The organism is Streptomyces sp. CG4, from assembly GCF_041080655.1.
Lineage (GTDB): Bacteria > Actinomycetota > Actinomycetes > Streptomycetales > Streptomycetaceae > Streptomyces.
In genome coordinates this window covers 6055290-6072632 of sequence record NZ_CP163525.1, presented here as the reverse complement: position 1 = coordinate 6072632, position 17343 = coordinate 6055290, and the positions used below count along the sequence as shown (strand labels likewise).

The following is a 17343-nucleotide window of genomic DNA, read 5'->3' as shown; positions in this document are numbered from 1 at the left end:
CCGCAGCCGGCGACGAACCCGCAGTTCCCCGGCGCTCCCCAGCGGAGCGTCTACGCGTCCTTCAACTCCTGTCGCTGCCGACCGAGCCCAGCGATCTCCAGCTCGACAACATCCCCGGCCCGCAGATACGGCTTCGGCTCGGGCTGCCCCATCGCCACCCCCGCCGGCGTCCCCGTATTGATGACGTCCCCGGGATGGAGCGTCATGAACTGGCTGACGTACCGCACGACTTCCGCGACGGGAAAGATCTGCTCGGCCGTCGAACCGTCCTGCTTCAGCTCGCCGTTGACCCACAGCTTCAGCGACAGCCGCTGCGGATCCGGGATCTCGTCCGCCGTCACCAGCCACGGCCCGAGCGGGTTGAACGTCTCGCAGTTCTTGCCCTTGTCCCAGGTTCCGCCCCGCTCGATCTGGAACTCCCGCTCGGACACGTCATGGGCCACGGCGTACCCCGCGACATGCGCGAGCGCCTCCTCGGCCGACTCCAGATAGCGGGCCGTACGCCCGATGACGACGGCCAGCTCCACCTCCCAGTCGGTCTTCACCGACGCGCGGGGGACGAGCACGGTGTCGTTCGGCCCGACGACCGTGTCCGGCGCCTTGAAGAAGACGACCGGTTCGGCGGGCGGCTGGGCGCCCGTCTCGCGGGCGTGGTCGTGGTAGTTGAGCCCGATGCACACGATCTTGCCGATACGGCCGAGCGGCGGCCCGATCCGCAGCCCCGTCGGGTCCAGCGCGGGCAGCTCGCCGCTCTCGGCGGCCGCCCGTACCCGGGCGAGCGCGACCTCGTCGGCGAGGAGGGCGCCGTCGATGTCGTGCACGATCCCGGACAGGTCCCTGAGCGTTCCCCCGGCGTCCAGCAGCGCGGGCCGCTCCGCCCCCGCCGTGCCGACTCGCAGCAGCTTCATGGTCACATCTCCCTCGGTCGCGGGCGCCCGGCCGATGGGTGCAGCCATCGGAGGACTGGCCGATCCTCCAATCCCGCCGTCCACTCCGCAAGACCCTGTTCACGTACTGGACCGTAACCGGAGTTCTTTCGGCTGGTCAGCGGTAGAGGGCCGCCCTTTCCACCGCGCTCCATGTGGTGCTGGTGACGACGTACAGCGCGGCGGCGAGCGGTACGACCGCCACGGTGACGAGCGTGAAGAAGGACATGAACGGCATGACCTTGGTGACCGCGCCGAGCCCCGGCACCTGCTCGCCGTCCCCGGTGCCCAGGGTGACCGGGTTGTCCGCCGTCATCCGCCGGGTGCGCCGGTAGTTGAAGGCGGCGACGGCCGCGACGAGGACGAACAGCCCGAGGTAGACCAGCCCGGTGGCGCCGAACGGCCCGCCGGCGCCGAGTGCGTCGGCCCAGCGCCCGCCGAGCGGCGCCGAGAGCAGCTGGTGGGAGAGCAGGCCGTTGGTCTCACCGCCGATCGTGGAGCTGGAGAAGAGGTGGTAGAGCAGGAAGAACGCGGGCAGCTGGAGCAGACCGGGCAGACAGCCGGAGAGCGGCGAGACCTTTTCCTCGGCATGCAGTTCCATGACCGCCTTCTGCAGCCGCTCCGGATCCTTGCCGTGCTTCTTGCGCAGCTCGGCGATCTTCGGCTGGAGTGCGGTGCGGGCGCGCTGGCCGCGGGCGGCGGCGCGGGACAGCGGGTGGACGAGGAGTCGTACGAGCGCGGTGAACAGGACGATCGCGGCGGCGGCCGCGGAGGCGTGGAAGAACGGCTGGAGCAGGTCGGCGAGCTGCTCGACCAGGCGGGCGAAGACGGTGAAGACGGACATGGGTGAGCCCTCCGGGGGTCTCGTCGTGCCGGAAGCGTGCTGAAAGTGAGCAGGGCGGCATGACGACCCGCGCGGGGTCACGTACGAACCGTACGAGGCTGTACGAGGTGTGCGGTGAGACGTGTCCCTACGCGGCGGTCGCCGGAAGGGCGAGTCCGGGTGCCCTGGGCCGGCGTCGGCCGGCGGCGTCGGGATCGCGCTGGGGCAGGAAGGCCGTGCGCCGGGCCCGGTCGCGGATCGCCGTACGGACCCGGGTGGGCGGGACGGCGGGCGCGCTGCGGGCGGCGAGGACGGAGCAGAGGGCGAGCGCGGAACCGGCGGCGGCGGTCGCGGCCAGCGCCACGGTCGCGGTCAGGTTGCCGGTGTCGAGCAGCAGGAGCGGCAGCAGCAGAAGGAGCAGCGGGGCGAGCGCACGCGACCGCGCGAGACTGCGGACCACTCGGCTCCCCTCCCCACGGTCACAACGGCCACCATCCACCCGCCCTTTATACCTGACCAGCGCCGACACCGGGTACGGGGGCCGGTGCCGGCCGAAATCCACGGGTACCGCCCGCGCCCCTGACGGACAATGTGTGAGGCCGACCGGGCCGACCTCACCGCCGCCCCAGCCGAAAGGGCCCCGCGTGCCGCGCACTCCCACCTGCGTCCTGAGCGACTCCTCTCCGGCACACGTCGGTGACGGTCACACGCTGGACCGGTTCGTCGAGATCGGCTCCTTCACCAAAGTGCTCACCGGTACGGCGCTCATGCGCATGGCGGCCGCGGGCCTGCTCGACGTCGACGACCCCGTCGAGCGCTGGCTCCCCGCCGCACCGGGCACCGGCATCACCCTGCGGCACCTGGCCGCGCACACCTCCGGGCTGCCCCGCCTCCCACCCGGGACACAGGGCCGCGATCCGTACGCCGCGTTCGACGCCGACGCCCTGCGCCGGCTGCTCGGCCGGCTGGACGGGGTCGCGGTCCGGCCGCCGGGGCAGCAGGAGGAGTACTCCAACCTCGGGTACGCCGTGCTGGGCGCGGCGCTGGTCGTCGCGGCCGGCGCCTCGTACGAGGAACTGCTCGCCGAGCATGTGCTGCGGCCGCTGGACGTCCATGAGGTGAGCGCGCGCCCCGAGGCCGGCCGGCGGCTGCTCGCGCCCGGGTTCCTCGGCCGGGACCGCAGGCCCTGGACCATGGACGGGGCGATCCTTCCGGCAGGCGGCCTGTGGGCCACCCCGCGCGCTGTCGCCGATCTGCTGGTCCGGCTGGCGATGGAGCGCCGGCTGGGCGATCCCGCGCCCTCGTGGCAGACGGCCGGCCCGCTGCTGTGGCACAACGGCGCGACCCGCCACGCCTCCGTCTTCGCCGGGGCCATGGCGGACGGCCGGTGGGTGGTCGTCCACCGCCTGGGCGGCCGCTCGGACCACACCGACCGGATGGGGATCGACCTGCTCAGGGGCGACGGCTCACCGGCTTCCTGAGCGACACGGACCCGCGGTCAGGCGGGTTCCGTCTCCAGGGGCTCCAGCAGCCGCTTCGGCTTGAGCAGGGCCCGGCTGACCGGGTCCGCCGGGTCCTGGTCGAGGTCGGCACCGGGTTCCATGACGACGTCCTCGACCGGTACGACGGTCCGGCACGCGGGGCATTCGCCGTACGGGCCGAGTTCCGTGCCGCAGTCCACGTGCCGGAAGTACCGCAGCTGCGTCTCGGAGAAGTGCTCGCGCCCCCACAGGCCGAGGGAGCGCAGGGTGGGCCACAGGGCGATGCCGCGCTCGGTGAGGACGTACTCGTCGCGCGGCGGCGCGTGCTGGTAGCGGCGCTTTTCGAGGATGCCCTCGGCGGTCAGGGTCTGCAGCCGGGCGGCCAGGACGGCGCGCGGGATGCCGAGGTGGACCAGGAAGTCGTTGTAGCGCCGCACGCCGTACAGCGCGTCCCGGACGACGAGCAGCGTCCAGCGCTCGCCGACGATCTCGAGCGCGCGGGCGATCGAGCACTCCTGTGTCACGTAGTCCTTGCCCAGTGCCATGCCGTCCACTGTAGCCACTTTCCGACCTCTTGGTTCAGTGACCGAACCGATGGTGTTACGGTGGCCGGGACAGGTCGGTTCAATGACCGAACCCTCCCCTCGGCCGGCTGGGCGACCGCCGTACGTCGCCGCAGGCCCCGGAAGGACAGGACCACGCCATGACCGGGCTCGACTCCGCCACCACCCCCGCCGGCGCGGCCGTCCGCGGCGCCACCGCCCGGGACGCCCGCGCCCGCCCCCGGGCCACCCTCGCCCTGACCAGCGCGGCCACCGCCGTGACCCTGATGACGTACACCGCCCCGATGGTCACGCTCCCGGACACCGCGGCCGCACTGCACACCCCGCTCTCCGGCCAGGCCTGGCTGCTGAACGGCACCCCGCTCGGCCTCGCCGCCCTGCTGCTGGTGGCCGGCAGCCTCGCCGACGACTACGGCCGCCGCCGGATCTTCCTCGGCGGCACCCTGGCCCTCGGCCTCACCACCGCGCTCGGCGCCCTCACGACCTCGACCTGGCAGTTCACCCTCGCCCGCATCGCCCAGGGAGCGGCGAGCGCGGCCATCCTGGCCAGCAGTCTCGGCCTCCTGGTGGCGGCCTTCCCCGCACCGCGCGGCCGTCTCCACGCGACCGGCGTGTGGGGCGCCTTCGTCAGCGGCGGCATCGCGGTCGGCCCGCTGATCGCGGGCGCGCTGCCGACCTGGCGGGTGGCGTACGGCGTCCTGGGCGCCGCCGCCCTCGTGGTCGCCGCGCTCGGCACCCGTGCGCTCACCGAGTCCCGCGCCCCGCGCGGCGGCCGCCCGGACGTCCTCGGCGCCCTGACCTTCGGCCTGGCCCTGGTGGCCCTGGTCGCAGCCCTGACCCTGGGCCGCGACGGCTGGCTGCGCGCACCGGTCGGGCTCCTCTTCGCGGCCGCCGTCGTCCTGATGGCGCTGTTCGTCGCCGTGGAGCGCCGGACCGGCACTCCGATGATCGACCTCGGCCTGCTGCGCCACACCCCCTTCCTGGCCTCGGCCACCGGCGGACTGTTCACCGGCCTCGCCGTGATCGCCCCCTTCAGCTTCCTGCCCGCCCTGATCCAACAGACGCTCCGGCTGTCCCCCGTCGACACCGCCTGGCTGCTCCTGCTCTGGTCCGGGCTGAGCTTCACCGTCGCGCTCCAGGTCAAGCACCTGGCCGGCCGGATCGCCCCGCGCACCCAGCTCGCCGTCGGCTTCGCCCTGCACGCCGTCGGCGTCCTGACCATGCTCGGCGCCATCGGCTCCGGCTCCTGGACCCGGCTGCTGCCCGGCCTGATCGTCGGCGGAGTGGGCAGCGGTCTGCTCAACGGCGCGCTGCCCCTGCTCGCCGTGGACTCGGTCCCGCGCGAACGCGCCGCGATGGGCTCCGGCGCCCAGCAGACCTTCCGCTACATCGGATCCAGCGCCGGCGTCGCCCTGACCATCGCCCTCGCGACCTCGTCCGGAAATCTGGCCCACGGCGCGAACATCGCCCTGCTGGTGTCGGCGGGGCTGGCGGCGGTGGGGGCGGTGAGTGTGGTGGTGCTGCGGGAGCGGTGAGTGCGGGGATCCCCGGGCTCGCCTGAGCCGGTACCGGGTCGCTCACCTGGGCCGCATGGAGATGAGCTTCCCCCACACCACCATCCGGTAGCGCGAGGTGAACTCGGGGGTGCAGGTGGTCAGGGTGATGTAGTAGCCCGGCTGGTCGTACCCGTAGGACGGCCGGACGAGGGAGCGCGGGACGGGCCGGACGACCCCCGAGTCCGTCGCCGAGGTCTGCGGCAGGATCTGGTCGACGCCGTAGACGTACGTCGCCGTCCGCGTCTCCACCTCGATGTCGTCCCCGCGCCGCAGCCGGGGCAGGTACCGGAACGGCTCACCGTGCGTGTTCCGGTGCCCGGCGAGCGCGAAGTTGCCCGCCTGGCCCGGCTGTTGGGTGCCCCGGTAGTGGCCGACGTACCCCATGTTGAGGACGTCGGCCTTGCTCACGCCCTCGGCGACGGGGACGCGCAGCCCGAGCCGCGGGATGTCGAGGACCGCGTACGCCTGCGAGCGCCGGGGCAGGGAGGCGGGGACGTACGACGACTGCGGCGCGCGGGAGGCGGACCTGCCGGGGCCGGCCGCGGGAGCCGTGGCCGAGGCGGAGGGCGCGACCGCCGGACCACTGCCGGCACCCGCCTCCGGGTTGCCCCACTCCCGCTCCAGGGCCTCCACCTTCCGCTCAGCGCCGCGCCGGGCCTCCCGGTTGGTCCACCACAGCTGGTGCACGACCAGCAGCATGAGCAGCACCCCGACCGTGACGAGCACCTCGCCGCCGCCCCACAGCACCCTCCGACGCCGGACACGCCGACGCCGGTCGCCGTGCCGTACGACCCGCACGCCGGACCGAACCCGCATCCGCACCCACCTCCGCGCCGACCTCCGCGCCGACCCCCACGCCGACCTCCACGGGAGCCGCCCGCACCATAGGCCCGGAGCGCACAACAGGCCATAGCCGCACGCCGGAAGAAGAGCCACGCCTGGTTTCTCAACGGGTTAGAGAAAGGCCTGTCACAACCCTCGACAAGCCCACCCGCCACCCCCGATGCTTCCTGCTGCCGAAGCCGCAACGGAGAGGCCTCAAGGGAGAGGCGGAGAAGCCATGATCCGACGCAGAACACTGTTGGCCGCAGCGGGCGGCGGCCTCCTGGGCACCACCCTGGCCACGGGCACGGCACAGGCGGACGCGACGATTGCGATCAACCCGTCCACCACGTACGGCACTTGGGAGGGCTGGGGCACCTCGCTGGCCTGGTGGGCGAACGTCTTCGGCGCGCGGGACGACTTCGCGGACATCTTCTTCACGACAAGGACGACGACGTACAACGGCACGGCACTCCCCGGCCTGGGCCTGAACATGGCCCGCTACAACCTGGGCGGATGCAGCTGGAACAGCGTGGGCGGCGAGTCGATGACCGCCTCCCCGAACATCCCGTCCTTCAAGCAGATCGAGGGCTACTGGCAGGACTGGACGAACGAGGACCCGACCTCCTCGTCGTGGAAGTGGACGGCGGACGCGACGCAGCGCGCGATGCTGCAGAAGGCGGCCCAACGGGGCGCGACCACCGAGCTGTTCGCCAACTCCCCGATGTGGTGGATGTGCCTGAACCACAACCCGTCGGGCGCGTCGGACGGCGGCAACAACCTCCAGTCCTGGAACTACCGCCGGCACGCCTCCCATCTGGCGGCGGTGGCCCTGTACGCGGAGCAGAACTGGGGAGTGACGTTCTCGACGGTGGAGGCCTTCAACGAGCCGTCGTCCTCCTGGTGGACGGCGACGGGCACCCAGGAGGGCTGCCACATGGACGCGACGGTCCAGGCGGCCGTACTCCCGTACCTGAGAAGCGAGTTGGACCAACGAGGCCTGACGGCGACGAAGATCTCCGCATCCGACGAAACCAGCTACGACCTGGCCCGCACGACCTGGAACTCCTTCTCCTCGGCGACAAAGTCCTACGTGGACCGGGTCAACGTCCACGGCTACCAGGGCTCGGGCGGCCGCCGCGACCTCCTCTACACGGACGTGGTGACGACGGCGGGCAAGGGGCTGTGGAACTCGGAAACAGGAGACAGCGACGCGACGGGCCTGACCCTGGCCGGCAACCTCCTCTACGACTTCCGCTGGCTGCACCCCACGGCCTGGGTGTACTGGCAGGTGATGGACCCGAGCGCGGGCTGGGCGACGATCGCGTACGACGCCTCGACGCTCCAGCCGGGCGCAATACAGACGAAGTACTACGTATTGTCCCAATTCACCCGCCACATCCGCCCGGGAATGACCATCCTGGACACGGGGGTGAGCTACGCGGCGGCGGCGCTGGACCGACAGGCGAAACGCCTGGTGATCGTGGCGGCCAACACCTCGTCGTCGGCCACGACCCTGACCTTCGACCTGTCCCGCTTCTCGTCGGTGACCGGCGACTCGGCCGGCCTCGTCCCCCGCTGGAACACGGTGACGACGGGCGGAGCGGACCTCTACACACCGCACACGGACACCTACCTGTCGGGCAAGAAGGTGTCGGCGTCGTTCGCACCGAAGTCGATCCAGACGCTGCAGGTGGACGGAGTGACGGAGTGACGGCGGAGTGACCGTGTGACGACGGAGTGACCGTGTCACGACTTGAACGCCCGTTGACGCCCCCCGATGACGACCCCCTGACCAGCACTTACCCCCCTCCGTCCCGGCTCGGCAGTACGGTGTCCCCCATGCGCCCCGACACGCCTGCCGAGAACGTCGACCACGCCGCCGAAGCGGCACGCCTGGAGCGGACCGCCGGACTGTATCCCGAGGACGCCGAGGCCCTGCTGTTGAGGGCGGCGGCCCACCTGGAAGTCTCCGGCGACCGCACCGCGGCCACCGCGCTCTACGACCGCCTGCTGTCCACGACGGACGGCCTGGAGAACCCGCCCCTGATCCGCGCCCTGAAGGCGTCGAACCTCTGGGAGTACGGCCACGAGGCGGAGGCAAGGGCGATCATCGAGGGCATCCGCACGACGGCTCCCCGGGACCCGGCGCCGTGGGTGATCGTGGCGGAGTCCCTGGAGTCGCACGACGAGCTGGAGGCGGCGGAGGGGACGTTCACGGAGGGAGCGACCCTGCTCCTCCCGGAGGGCACGGAACCGATGCCCTCCATCCATCCCCTCCTCTACGGCCGCCACCGCGTCCGCCGCATGCTGGGCCTGCCGCACGACACCTGGGACACCCTGGCGGACTCGCTCCACGCATCCCCGGTATCGCTGGACGAACTCCACGACCCGAAACGCATCTGGTCCCTGGGCTCGGACAACCCGGCAGAACTCCAGGCCGAGATCTCCCGCCTCCGAGCCGAACTCGGCGCCTACCGCGAGGCCCTCTCCCGCCCCTTCCCGGTGGCGGTCCTGCACTGGCCGGCGGAGGAACTGACAGAACTACTGTCGGCGTACCCCACCCTGTCCTCGGAGTACCCGACCCACGAAACCCACCTCGCGACCATAGAGTCCTCCCTACGCGAGCTGTCCTCTTCCGGCACGGCCAACCTGGGCATCGTCACGGGCACGGTCCCGTCGTACGAGGCATTCGCAGCGTCGGAGGGCACGACACCGGAGGACATGACGCTGCTACCGCAGTATGCGACGACGCTGGCAGCGCGGGGGCGGGCGGTTGCCTGGCCGCCGCTGAGGGGGGCGGAGTGCTGGTGTGGGGCGGGCCAGGTCTACGAGGGATGCCACGGAGCATAAAGGCAGGGAGCCCTGGGCCCCACACTCCACCGTCAGCCGCCAGCCGGCCCGGCGTGCCGCCACGCGGCTGACGCACCCCTCACTCCGGCCCCCCTTCCGCCCCACCGAACGGCCATTTACCTGGATCCCCGCGTACCCGGGCCGCCCGCTCGCTTCTTCCCCGTGCTGGAGCGGCCCGGGTCAAGGGTGGCCCGAAGAGCCATCGGCGCCGGCCGACGCGGGAGTGAAGCGCAGCGGAACGGACGCGCCCTTGAGGCGGGCCGCGGAAGCACGACAATGCCGAGAAGCGGGCGGCCCTCACGGTACTTCCCAGTTCCGTCGACACGATCTACTGCGACCCCGGCGGCGTTGGAGAAAGAAGGCTCATGACTGATCACGCGGACCATAAGCAAGCGGGCGTCGCAGCCGCGATCGCGGTCCAGAGCGACGGCGTTCTCATGATTCGTCGTCGGGTCCCCGAGGGTCAGCTGTTGTGGCAGTTCCCGGCGGGTCAGATCGAGCCACGCGAGAGCCCTGAGCAAGCAGCCGTGCGCGAGACCCTCGAAGAGACCGGCATGTACGTGACTGCGCTCAAACTTCTCGGAGAACGGGTCCACCCCAAGACTGGCCGCAGGATGTCGTACGTAGCCTGCGCCGTGGAGTCGGGGACGCCATACGTCGCTGACGACGCAGAAGTGGCCGAGGTGGCGTGGGTCAGGCTTGCCCAGATCCCTGCGTACGTGCCGTATGGCCTTTTCGATCCTGTGCAGACTTATCTCGACGCCACGCTGAGCCAGTGACGCCTTGTCCAAGATCCGCCGTTGATCGGGGGGTACAGAGCGGAGTAGCCGGTCAGCTCCTACCGCTCCGCACCCACACGACGCAATGACCCCGGCTCTACTCAGCGCCGGGGTCAACCCGGCTCAGCCACCACTCGCGGTGATAGCGAATGTAGTCCAAGTGAATCTTGTGCTTCCGGTGCCTCTTGAGCTTCGGCCGAAGGTTCCCGCCCAAGGCTCCAGCCCGCACGATGATCGACCAATCGTCGTCAATAACGATGGCACCGATATCAAGTCGCACATGACAGTTGGGGCACAGGCACAGGACGTTCGGCTCCACGTCCGGGCCCTTGTGCGGCTTCCCCAGAGGACGGATGTGGGCACCTTCGCTATAGGGCTTCCCGCCTGGCCCCACCAGTCGGAGGCCGCACGCCTGGCACTCTCCATCGTGGAGCCTCTTGACGTTCCTTATCACCGCGTCGTCACGCACCAGGCGCTGGACCTCGGCACTACGCGTCTCAGGGAACCTCTCCCCCTCCGGTGCCTCCTCGTCCGAGTCCTCCTCGGCCTCTTCATCCCCCACTACCTCTGCATCTTCTTCCGGCGGCTCTTCCTGTGGGCGCTCTTCCCGCTGCTCCAACAAGTCGGATATCTGACGCTCTACCGAGGTTGGATCTTGGAGCTCATCGGGCAGACGCTTCAGGTCAAACTGGCAGATCTCGATCGGTGTGCCATCCGGTGCTGGCCACTTTGAGATGGCTGTGCGGATATCCGTGATCTCGTACAGGCCGTCGTACCTATAGCAGTTGATCGGGGAGTACCTCGAATCACCCTTCCATCCCCGTATGACCCGAATGAAATGCCCTCGGACATAGCTCCGCTTCAGCGCAGCATTGTCCTGATACTCCCAGGACTGACTACGCAGGAGCCTCTTAACCCCATCGACCTTCACCTTGTCCTTGTCAGGCGAGGCTCCCGTGTACCGGATCGTGGTCCAGTCATCGTGATCGTCCTCGTATCCCCCGTGCAGCACGATGGCGTCAGCGACTTCACTACCGTCCTCGTCATCGAGCCATGAGATGCCACGCACCGTGTCCCGATGGAGGTTGTTGTGCTTCACCTGTAGCCGTCGGTGGAACTCCGCGCCCGGGGCGATGCCATCGATGTGACCGATCTTTTGTTCTCCCACCCCGACATACTGAAGCGGCTCGATCAGTCATGTCACTTTCAAATCGCTACTTGACCGATTCGCTGCCGGTGTGCGATCGCGTTGGGCAGAGTCGGCAAGCTGCCACGGCTTGTCAGTGGTCCCTGTTACAACTGGTCATGCGGTCTGAGGGATCAAGGGGGGACACGCATGACTCAACCAGGGGATCTGTCGCAGCCCGTCTCGGGTGTGTACGAGCAGCTTGTTACCCGCCGCTTGCAGGCGCAGATGAGGCAGTTGGACGCACAGGGCTGGAAGGCCATCGATGCGGAGGTCAGTGAAGAGTCCACCCCACATGTGCTGGCCCGCCACATCGGTGAGGCCGTGAGGCTCAGACTGAGCCAACTGCCCCACAACAAGCAGGTTGCCCTCGCCAACGAGATCATGTGCTCGCTGGCCGCCAGCGCTCCGGATCCTGATATGGACGAGATGGGTAGCGCTATCACTGACGGCCCTCGGCAACTGCTCGCGCTTGCCGAGCGTGAAGCGCCAGGCGTCTACGCCATTCGTCCACTCACACCCCTGTCCGAGACGGCGTTGATCACGAACGCACCAGACGACCCCAGCCTGGGCGCAGAGTTGCGAGCGGAGCTGGCCACTGCGGACCGTATTGACCTGCTCTGCGCGTTCGTGAAGTGGTATGGCATACGGGTCCTCGAAGACTCACTGCGCGCGGCGAGGGAGCGCGGAGTCCCGATCCGGGTCATCACGACCACCTATATCGGCGCCACCGATCGTTACGCCTTGGACCGCCTAGTCCGTGAGTTCGGTGCCGAGGTGAAGGTCAACTACGAAGTCCGGTCCACGCGTCTGCACGCCAAGGCGTGGCTGTTCCGGCGCAACACCGGCTTCGACACGGCCTACGTGGGCAGTTCCAACCTGTCAAAGGCGGCTCTGCTCGACGGCCTGGAGTGGAATGTACGGCTGTCGTCGGTCGCCACTCCCAGGGTGCTCGACAAGTTTGAGGCAACCTTCGACGCCTACTGGGCCGACGCAGCATTCGAGACGTACGACCCCGTCCGCGACGGCGAGCGACTTGCGGAGGCGCTGGCCCAGGCGGGCGGTACCGGATCGGCTGGCGAGCTCAAGATCAGCCTGTCCGGCTTGGAAGTGCATCCGCTCCCGCACCAGAAAGACATCCTGGAGCGCCTCCATGTCGAGCGTCAGATCCGCGACCGTCACCAGAATCTCCTAGTCGCGGCTACCGGCACGGGCAAGACCGTCATGGCCGCCCTGGACTATCGGAACCTGCGCGACAAGTTCGGCGGAGCGCTCCCGCGACTGCTCTTCGTGGCCCATCGCAAGGAGATCCTGAGGCAGTCCTTGCGGACCTATCGTGAGGTCTTGGACAACGCGTCCTTCGGCGAGTTGCTTTACAACGGTCAAGAGCCCAGCGACTGGACACACGTCTTCGCCAGCGTGCAATCGCTCAACCTCCAACGCCTGGAACAGTGCGATCCCGAGCACTTCGACGTCATCGTCATCGACGAGTTCCACCACGCTACGGCGAACACGTACCGGAGGGTGATCGAGCACTTCAGACCAACCGAACTCCTCGGCCTCACGGCAACCCCGGAGCGCATGGACGGGCTTAACGTGCAGGACGAGTTCTTCGGCGGGCGCATCGCCGCCGAGCTACGGCTCTGGGAAGCACTCGAAAACGACCTACTCTGCCCCTTCCACTACTTCGGGCTCCCAGACGGCACCGACTTGACCAACCTTGGGTGGCGATCAGGCACCTACGACCGAGACGAACTCGGCAATCTCTACACAGGCGACCACGCGCGAGCTCGTATCGTCATCAAGCAGGTCAAGGACAAGATCGCCCAACCAGGCTCTATGCGCGCGCTCGGCTTCTGCGTAACCAAGGCGCACGCGCACTTCATGGCCAGGTGCTTCCGCGAGACGGGCTTCAAGGCCGAGGCCCTCGACAGCGACTCGGCTCCTGCCGTACGTGAACGCACGCTAGAGGATCTCAAAGCCGGACGCATCCAGGTGATCTTCTCCGTCGACCTCTTCAACGAGGGACTCGACGTCCCTGATGTCGACACCCTGCTCCTCCTGCGCCCCACGAACAGCGCGACGGTGTTCCTCCAACAGCTTGGGCGCGGACTGCGTCGTACGCCGAACAAGCCAGTGCTGACGGTGCTCGACTTCATCGGTCAGCACCGTGCGGAGTTCCGCTTCGAGGAGCAGTTCCGAGCGCTGATCAACCTGTCTCGCAACCGCTTGGTGGACAGCATCGAGCGCGACTTCCCCCAGCTGCCTTCCGGTTGCCAGATCCTCCTGGAAGGCAAATCCAAGGACCTCGTCCTCGACAACATCCGCACTCAGCTCAAGGCCACCATCACAACACTCGCGAAAGAGGCCAAGAGCTACAGCACACCCAGGTTGGCCGACTACCTGCGCGAGAGCCGTCGCGAGATCAGGGAGCTCTACAAGAGCGACAACTCATGGACCAAGGTGCTTCGCAAGGCCGGGTTCATCGAGGAGGCAGCACTGACAGGTGAAGCAGACCTCCTCAAACGTGTCCACGCGTTCCTCCACGTAGACGACCCCGACCGGGTCCGAGCCTATCTCCGCCTTCTTGAAGATGACGCCCCCGACTACGGCTCGTTGTCACCCCAGGACCAGGCGTACGCCCGCATGCTCTTTTTCAACCTGTGGGACAACGCCGGCGGCTTCAGCAGCTACCAACAGGGGCTCGAATCGTTGCGCACCCAGCGGCTTGTCCGGGACGAACTTCGACAGGTCCTGTCCTACGTGCTCGAAGAAGCCGACCACTACCCCATCCCTCTGGACAGCTCACTCAGCCACATTCCACTCAAAGTCCACAGCGCATACAACCGCTCCGAGATCCTTGCGGCCCTGGGAGTGGCACAGCTGGGCGGACAGATGCCGCGAGACTTCGGCCAAGGTGTGCGTTGGATCGAAGAGATAAAGACGGACGCACTGCTCATTACCCTGGAGAAGAACGAGCGGGACTTTTCACCCACGGTCCGCTACAGGGACTACGCACTCAGCCCCACCCGCTTCCACTGGGAGTCGCAGAGCACCACCCCGGAGAACTCCACAACAGGCCTGCGCTATCAACGACATGCCCAACAAGGCAGCCATGTCCTGCTATTCCTGCGCCGCTACAAGCGCAACAGCATCGGCAAGTCCGAGCCTTGGATGCTGCTCGGCCCAGCCACCTATGTGAAGCACACCGGCAGCAAACCCATGGCGATCACCTGGGATCTGCAGCATGACCTTCCCGCCGATGTGTGGTCGTACTCGGCCGCGATCTCTAGCGGATGAAAGTGCGGCCGCCTGTTACGCCGGGACGTCGGTCTCTGCCTCAAAGTGCACTTGAGCCCGGTCCAGCACATCGTCTGCATTGCGGCCGTGAGCGTGAAGCCAGTGGAGAAGGTCGGCGATGATGTTGATCGCCGCCTCCTCCGCGCAGGCCAGTCTCATCCTGCGTCCCCCGGCACTCGCCGCCCGCGGCGAGTGTTCGGCCTTGTAGAGGTCCAGCAATCCCTCTGCTCTGCTCAGGCGTGGACTGTCGTTCACAGGGCAGGGCGAGGCCGACTCGGTAGCGATCTCACACCACGTCGCCTTCCGATCGGCCCGGAGCTCAACACCCCAGCGGGCAGCGATGGACTCAACAAGTCGCATGCCACGGCCGCCTTCAGAGCCCAGTCCCGCCTCAAGCAAGGTGGGCAGAGCACAGGTGTCCGGATCGTGCACCTCGATCCGCAAGTGGGTGGCGTTCATGGAGACGGCCAGCGTGGTCGGGGTTCCGAAGCCCACATGCGTGATGACGTTGGTGACGAGCTCACTCACGCAGAGTTGTGCCGCCTCCACGACGTCCTCCAATCCCCACAGCCTCAGGTGAAGGCGCATCACTCGTCGAAGAGCCGCTACTTCCTCAGGTTCTGCCGTGAACTGGAGATCCCACGGTTTCCTCGGCGGACTGGCCTCGTTGTACCCCACGTCAACTCCCTCCCATGGATGCCACGTTGCGATCTGCAACTGATGATGCACCCAGAGTTGCAGTGGAACTCTCAAAATGGAACTCTCACATTGAGGTCATGGGGGCGCGAACGGAGCACACGCGCCCCCAGCGCACACCGTCTTGCCATGCCGTTACGGCACCAGGACGATCTAACGGATCGACGTGAAGGGCCAGGACATGCCAGTTGGACCGACTACTCGTAGGCGCCAGCTCGGCGCCGACCTCCGACGCCTTCGCGAGGTCAAAGGCCTAACCCTTGAAGAGGCAGGCGCCCGGGTCGGCATTTCGAAGGCAACGCTCAGCCGCTATGAGACAAAGGAAGGGACCGTCAAGTGGCCAACGGTAGATGCCCTTTGTCGTGAGTACGGCGCCTCAGACGAGGAACGCCTCGCGCTTGTCGAACTGGCCAAGGCGGCCAAGATCCAGGGCTGGTGGCGCTCGCTCGCCGACCCCATTCCCGAGTCCATGAACCTCATGCTGACCCTAGAGGACGAGGTCGTACGAGAAGACCACTACGCCTGCATGTACGTTCCCGGCCTCTTGCAGACCCGCGCCTACGCCGAAGCGGTCCACCGCGCCTCCGAAGTGGGCTGCCCTGAGCGGGAGGTGCAGCACATGGTCGACATCCGTATGAAGAGGCAAGAGCTCCTTGACCGCGATGAGCCTCCGCACATCTGGTGCGTGATCGACGAGGCCGCCATCCGACGCATCGTCGGCGGACGCGAAGTCATGCAGGAACAGCTACGGCACCTGCGGACGCTGAGCGAACGACCGCACATCACCGTGCAGGTGCTCCCGTTCTCAAGGGGCGCCCACGCAGCCGCCGTCGGCAGCTTCGCCGTCCTCCGTGGACCGAAGCGGGAACTGGACGTGGTCTACGTCGATCTCCTCGGCGGCGGGCTCTTCATGGAAAAGCCCGGGGAACTAGATCGCTACAGGTTGGCGTTTGAGTACCTGAGCGCCCAGGCGCTCGACCTGGAATCCTCAGCAGAGTTCATCACCCGCATAAGCAAGGAGTCCTGATGACCAGACCGTCCGCGCCCTCCTGGTTCACGTCGACTTACAGCGGGGGCAGTGGTACGGAATGTGTTGAATGCGCGCGGATGACTGAAAGCATCCTCATACGCGACTCCAAAGACAGAAGCTTGCCCGTGCTCTCCATCAGTGGCCAGGCCTGGCACGCGTTCACCGGGGCCTTGCGAAGGGGCCTGCTGGAAGGCTGACGGCCCTGTGCTCCGAGGCACCCCGGCACCCCACCCAGGCGGAGACACTCCCGGCTCACCCACCGCGCCTGCAAGGAGTTGCACATGACCGCCGGCCACCAGCCCGGTACCGCCCTTGTCTGGTTCAAGTCGTCGTACAGCGGCGGCAACACGACCGAGTGCGTGGAGACGGCCATCGTGCCGGGGAGTGTGCTCATACGGGACTCGAAACGCCCTGGCAGTCTCCGTCTCACTGTCTCAGCGTCCGCATGGACATGGTTTGTTGCGGGCGCTCGGTCTTCGTCTGGCAACGCTTCGGCGTAGCTTGACGGCGAGTGTCAATCCGTTGCGTCGTTGAAAGTCTTGATCAGTCCTGGCAGTTCCCCAAGGCTCTCGACTCTGAAGGTCGGGAGTCTCTCGGCTTCCGCCGAGCGCCACTGGATCGTGGCCCATGGTCCTCGATGGACCAAGGCAGTGTGCATGCCTGCAGCGGCGGCCGGCCGGATGTCGTTGTCGATGCGGTCGCCGGCGTAGAGGATCTCATCCTTGCTGAAGGGGACCACCTCGGCAACACGATGGAAGAAGGCCGGATCTGGCTTGCTGGCGCCCCAGTCATCCGAGGTTCCGATCAAGTCGACGTCCTCCGTGAACAGTTCCCGGAGGATCTCGCCGGCCCGGATCGTCTGGTTGCCTGCGATACCCAGCCAGGTGCCGTCCGCCCGCAGCCTGGTCAGCGCAGGCCGGACGTCTTCGTATAGGTCCTCTTCGCCGAACGCCTCCGGCTGCCCCGACGCGGCTCGCCTTTCGCGTTCCTCGTACAGATCGAAGCCGGGGCGGAACTCCTGGAAGACCTCTCGGTAGTCACGCCCCTGCGCGATGACTGCGCCGAACATGGCGTGGAAGGTGTGGCGGGCCACACCGAGCCAATCGGCCCAGGCACCGTACTCCCTGGTTTCGTCTACGAGGCACTCGCCGACGTCGAACACAACGGCACGAATCATGGGCGCAGCGTAGTAAGCAGGTCTTCTCGGCCGACAGTGCATCGGTAGGCACGGAGGCGGCAGCAGCCGAGCACAGGCCCGCTTCCTAGATCAACTACCCCACTACAGGAATATTCCCGTGGCGACATGGACGTCCTCCGCCCAGCCGTCC

17 protein-coding genes are annotated in these 17343 nt (G+C 67.8%); 9 read left to right on the top strand and 8 right to left on the bottom strand.

Translation table 11 applies throughout. The features are described from left to right. Positions 1-50: 50 nt before the first annotated feature. The 3 genes from AB5L52_RS27650 to AB5L52_RS27640 form a co-directional block, all read right to left on the bottom strand. Positions 51-908, bottom strand: a complete 858-nt coding sequence (locus AB5L52_RS27650) for a fumarylacetoacetate hydrolase family protein (protein WP_351765525.1) — start codon at positions 906-908, stop codon at positions 51-53. Positions 909-1044: 136 nt separating this feature from the next. Then, complete coding sequence (locus tag AB5L52_RS27645) at positions 1045-1770, bottom strand: YidC/Oxa1 family membrane protein insertase (RefSeq protein WP_369366824.1); 726 nt, start codon at positions 1768-1770, stop codon at positions 1045-1047. A gap of 127 nt (positions 1771-1897) precedes the next feature. After that, positions 1898-2209 (bottom strand): DUF6412 domain-containing protein, encoded by a 312-nt coding sequence (locus tag AB5L52_RS27640; protein WP_351765521.1) that lies wholly within the window; start codon positions 2207-2209, stop codon positions 1898-1900. Between the two features lie 184 nt (positions 2210-2393). Here AB5L52_RS27640 and AB5L52_RS27635 point away from each other — a divergent pair, with 184 nt between their 5' ends. Then, positions 2394-3230 (top strand): serine hydrolase domain-containing protein, encoded by an 837-nt coding sequence (locus tag AB5L52_RS27635; RefSeq protein ID WP_369366821.1) that lies wholly within the window; start codon positions 2394-2396, stop codon positions 3228-3230. A 17-nt stretch (positions 3231-3247) separates the two neighbouring features. Here AB5L52_RS27635 and AB5L52_RS27630 read toward each other — a convergent pair whose 3' ends face one another. After that, positions 3248-3784, bottom strand: a complete 537-nt coding sequence (locus tag AB5L52_RS27630) for a helix-turn-helix domain-containing protein (RefSeq protein ID WP_351765693.1) — start codon at positions 3782-3784, stop codon at positions 3248-3250. A gap of 149 nt (positions 3785-3933) precedes the next feature. Between AB5L52_RS27630 and AB5L52_RS27625 the strand changes: the two genes are divergently transcribed. After that, entirely contained in the window at positions 3934-5328 is a 1395-nt protein-coding gene (locus AB5L52_RS27625) for an MFS transporter (RefSeq protein WP_369366820.1), read from the top strand. Between the two features lie 42 nt (positions 5329-5370). On the opposite strand, the gene AB5L52_RS27620 is transcribed toward AB5L52_RS27625, so the two are convergent. Further along, positions 5371-6165 (bottom strand): class E sortase, encoded by a 795-nt coding sequence (locus AB5L52_RS27620; RefSeq protein ID WP_369366818.1) that lies wholly within the window; start codon positions 6163-6165, stop codon positions 5371-5373. A 244-nt stretch (positions 6166-6409) separates the two neighbouring features. Here AB5L52_RS27620 and AB5L52_RS27615 point away from each other — a divergent pair, with 244 nt between their 5' ends. The 3 genes from AB5L52_RS27615 (at position 6410) to AB5L52_RS27605 (ending at position 9803) form a co-directional block, all read left to right on the top strand. Next, on the top strand, positions 6410-7885 hold the full coding sequence (locus tag AB5L52_RS27615; protein WP_369366816.1) for a glycoside hydrolase: 1476 nt from the start codon (positions 6410-6412) through the stop codon (positions 7883-7885). Positions 7886-8013: 128 nt separating this feature from the next. Continuing rightward, positions 8014-9024: a hypothetical protein gene (locus tag AB5L52_RS27610; RefSeq protein WP_369366813.1), complete on the top strand. Its 1011-nt coding sequence runs from the start codon at positions 8014-8016 to the stop codon at positions 9022-9024. Positions 9025-9389: 365 nt separating this feature from the next. Beyond that, on the top strand, positions 9390-9803 hold the full coding sequence (locus tag AB5L52_RS27605) for an NUDIX hydrolase (RefSeq protein ID WP_351025591.1): 414 nt from the start codon (positions 9390-9392) through the stop codon (positions 9801-9803). 97 nt (positions 9804-9900) lie between these two features. Here the strand turns inward: AB5L52_RS27605 and AB5L52_RS27600 are convergent, their stop codons facing one another. Further along, positions 9901-10971 carry a YDG/SRA domain-containing protein gene (locus tag AB5L52_RS27600; protein ID WP_351563106.1) on the bottom strand — a complete coding sequence of 357 codons (1071 nt, stop codon included), beginning with the start codon at positions 10969-10971 and terminating at the stop codon, positions 9901-9903. Between the two features lie 168 nt (positions 10972-11139). On the opposite strand from AB5L52_RS27600, the gene AB5L52_RS27595 reads away from it, so the two are divergent. Continuing rightward, entirely contained in the window at positions 11140-14289 is a 3150-nt protein-coding gene (locus AB5L52_RS27595; protein WP_369366810.1) for a DUF3427 domain-containing protein, read from the top strand. Between the two features lie 15 nt (positions 14290-14304). Here AB5L52_RS27595 and AB5L52_RS27590 read toward each other — a convergent pair whose 3' ends face one another. After that, positions 14305-14967 carry an ATP-binding protein gene (locus AB5L52_RS27590; protein ID WP_369366809.1) on the bottom strand — a complete coding sequence of 221 codons (663 nt, stop codon included), beginning with the start codon at positions 14965-14967 and terminating at the stop codon, positions 14305-14307. Between the two features lie 199 nt (positions 14968-15166). Between AB5L52_RS27590 and AB5L52_RS27585 the strand changes: the two genes are divergently transcribed. The 3 genes from AB5L52_RS27585 to AB5L52_RS27575 all read left to right on the top strand — a co-directional run bounded on the left by AB5L52_RS27585 (position 15167) and on the right by AB5L52_RS27575 (position 16515). After that, positions 15167-16012 carry a helix-turn-helix transcriptional regulator gene (locus AB5L52_RS27585; RefSeq protein WP_351025784.1) on the top strand — a complete coding sequence of 282 codons (846 nt, stop codon included), beginning with the start codon at positions 15167-15169 and terminating at the stop codon, positions 16010-16012. Continuing rightward, positions 16012-16212, top strand: coding sequence for a DUF397 domain-containing protein (locus AB5L52_RS27580; protein WP_351563110.1), 201 nt, complete (start codon positions 16012-16014; stop codon positions 16210-16212). The genes AB5L52_RS27585 and AB5L52_RS27580 overlap by 1 nt, the downstream gene beginning before the upstream one ends. A gap of 84 nt (positions 16213-16296) precedes the next feature. Next, positions 16297-16515, top strand: a complete 219-nt coding sequence (locus tag AB5L52_RS27575) for a DUF397 domain-containing protein (RefSeq protein WP_351563112.1) — start codon at positions 16297-16299, stop codon at positions 16513-16515. Positions 16516-16529: 14 nt separating this feature from the next. Here the strand turns inward: AB5L52_RS27575 and AB5L52_RS27570 are convergent, their stop codons facing one another. Continuing rightward, positions 16530-17192: an HAD family hydrolase gene (locus AB5L52_RS27570; RefSeq protein ID WP_351563114.1), complete on the bottom strand. Its 663-nt coding sequence runs from the start codon at positions 17190-17192 to the stop codon at positions 16530-16532. Positions 17193-17343: the final 151 nt, after the last annotated feature.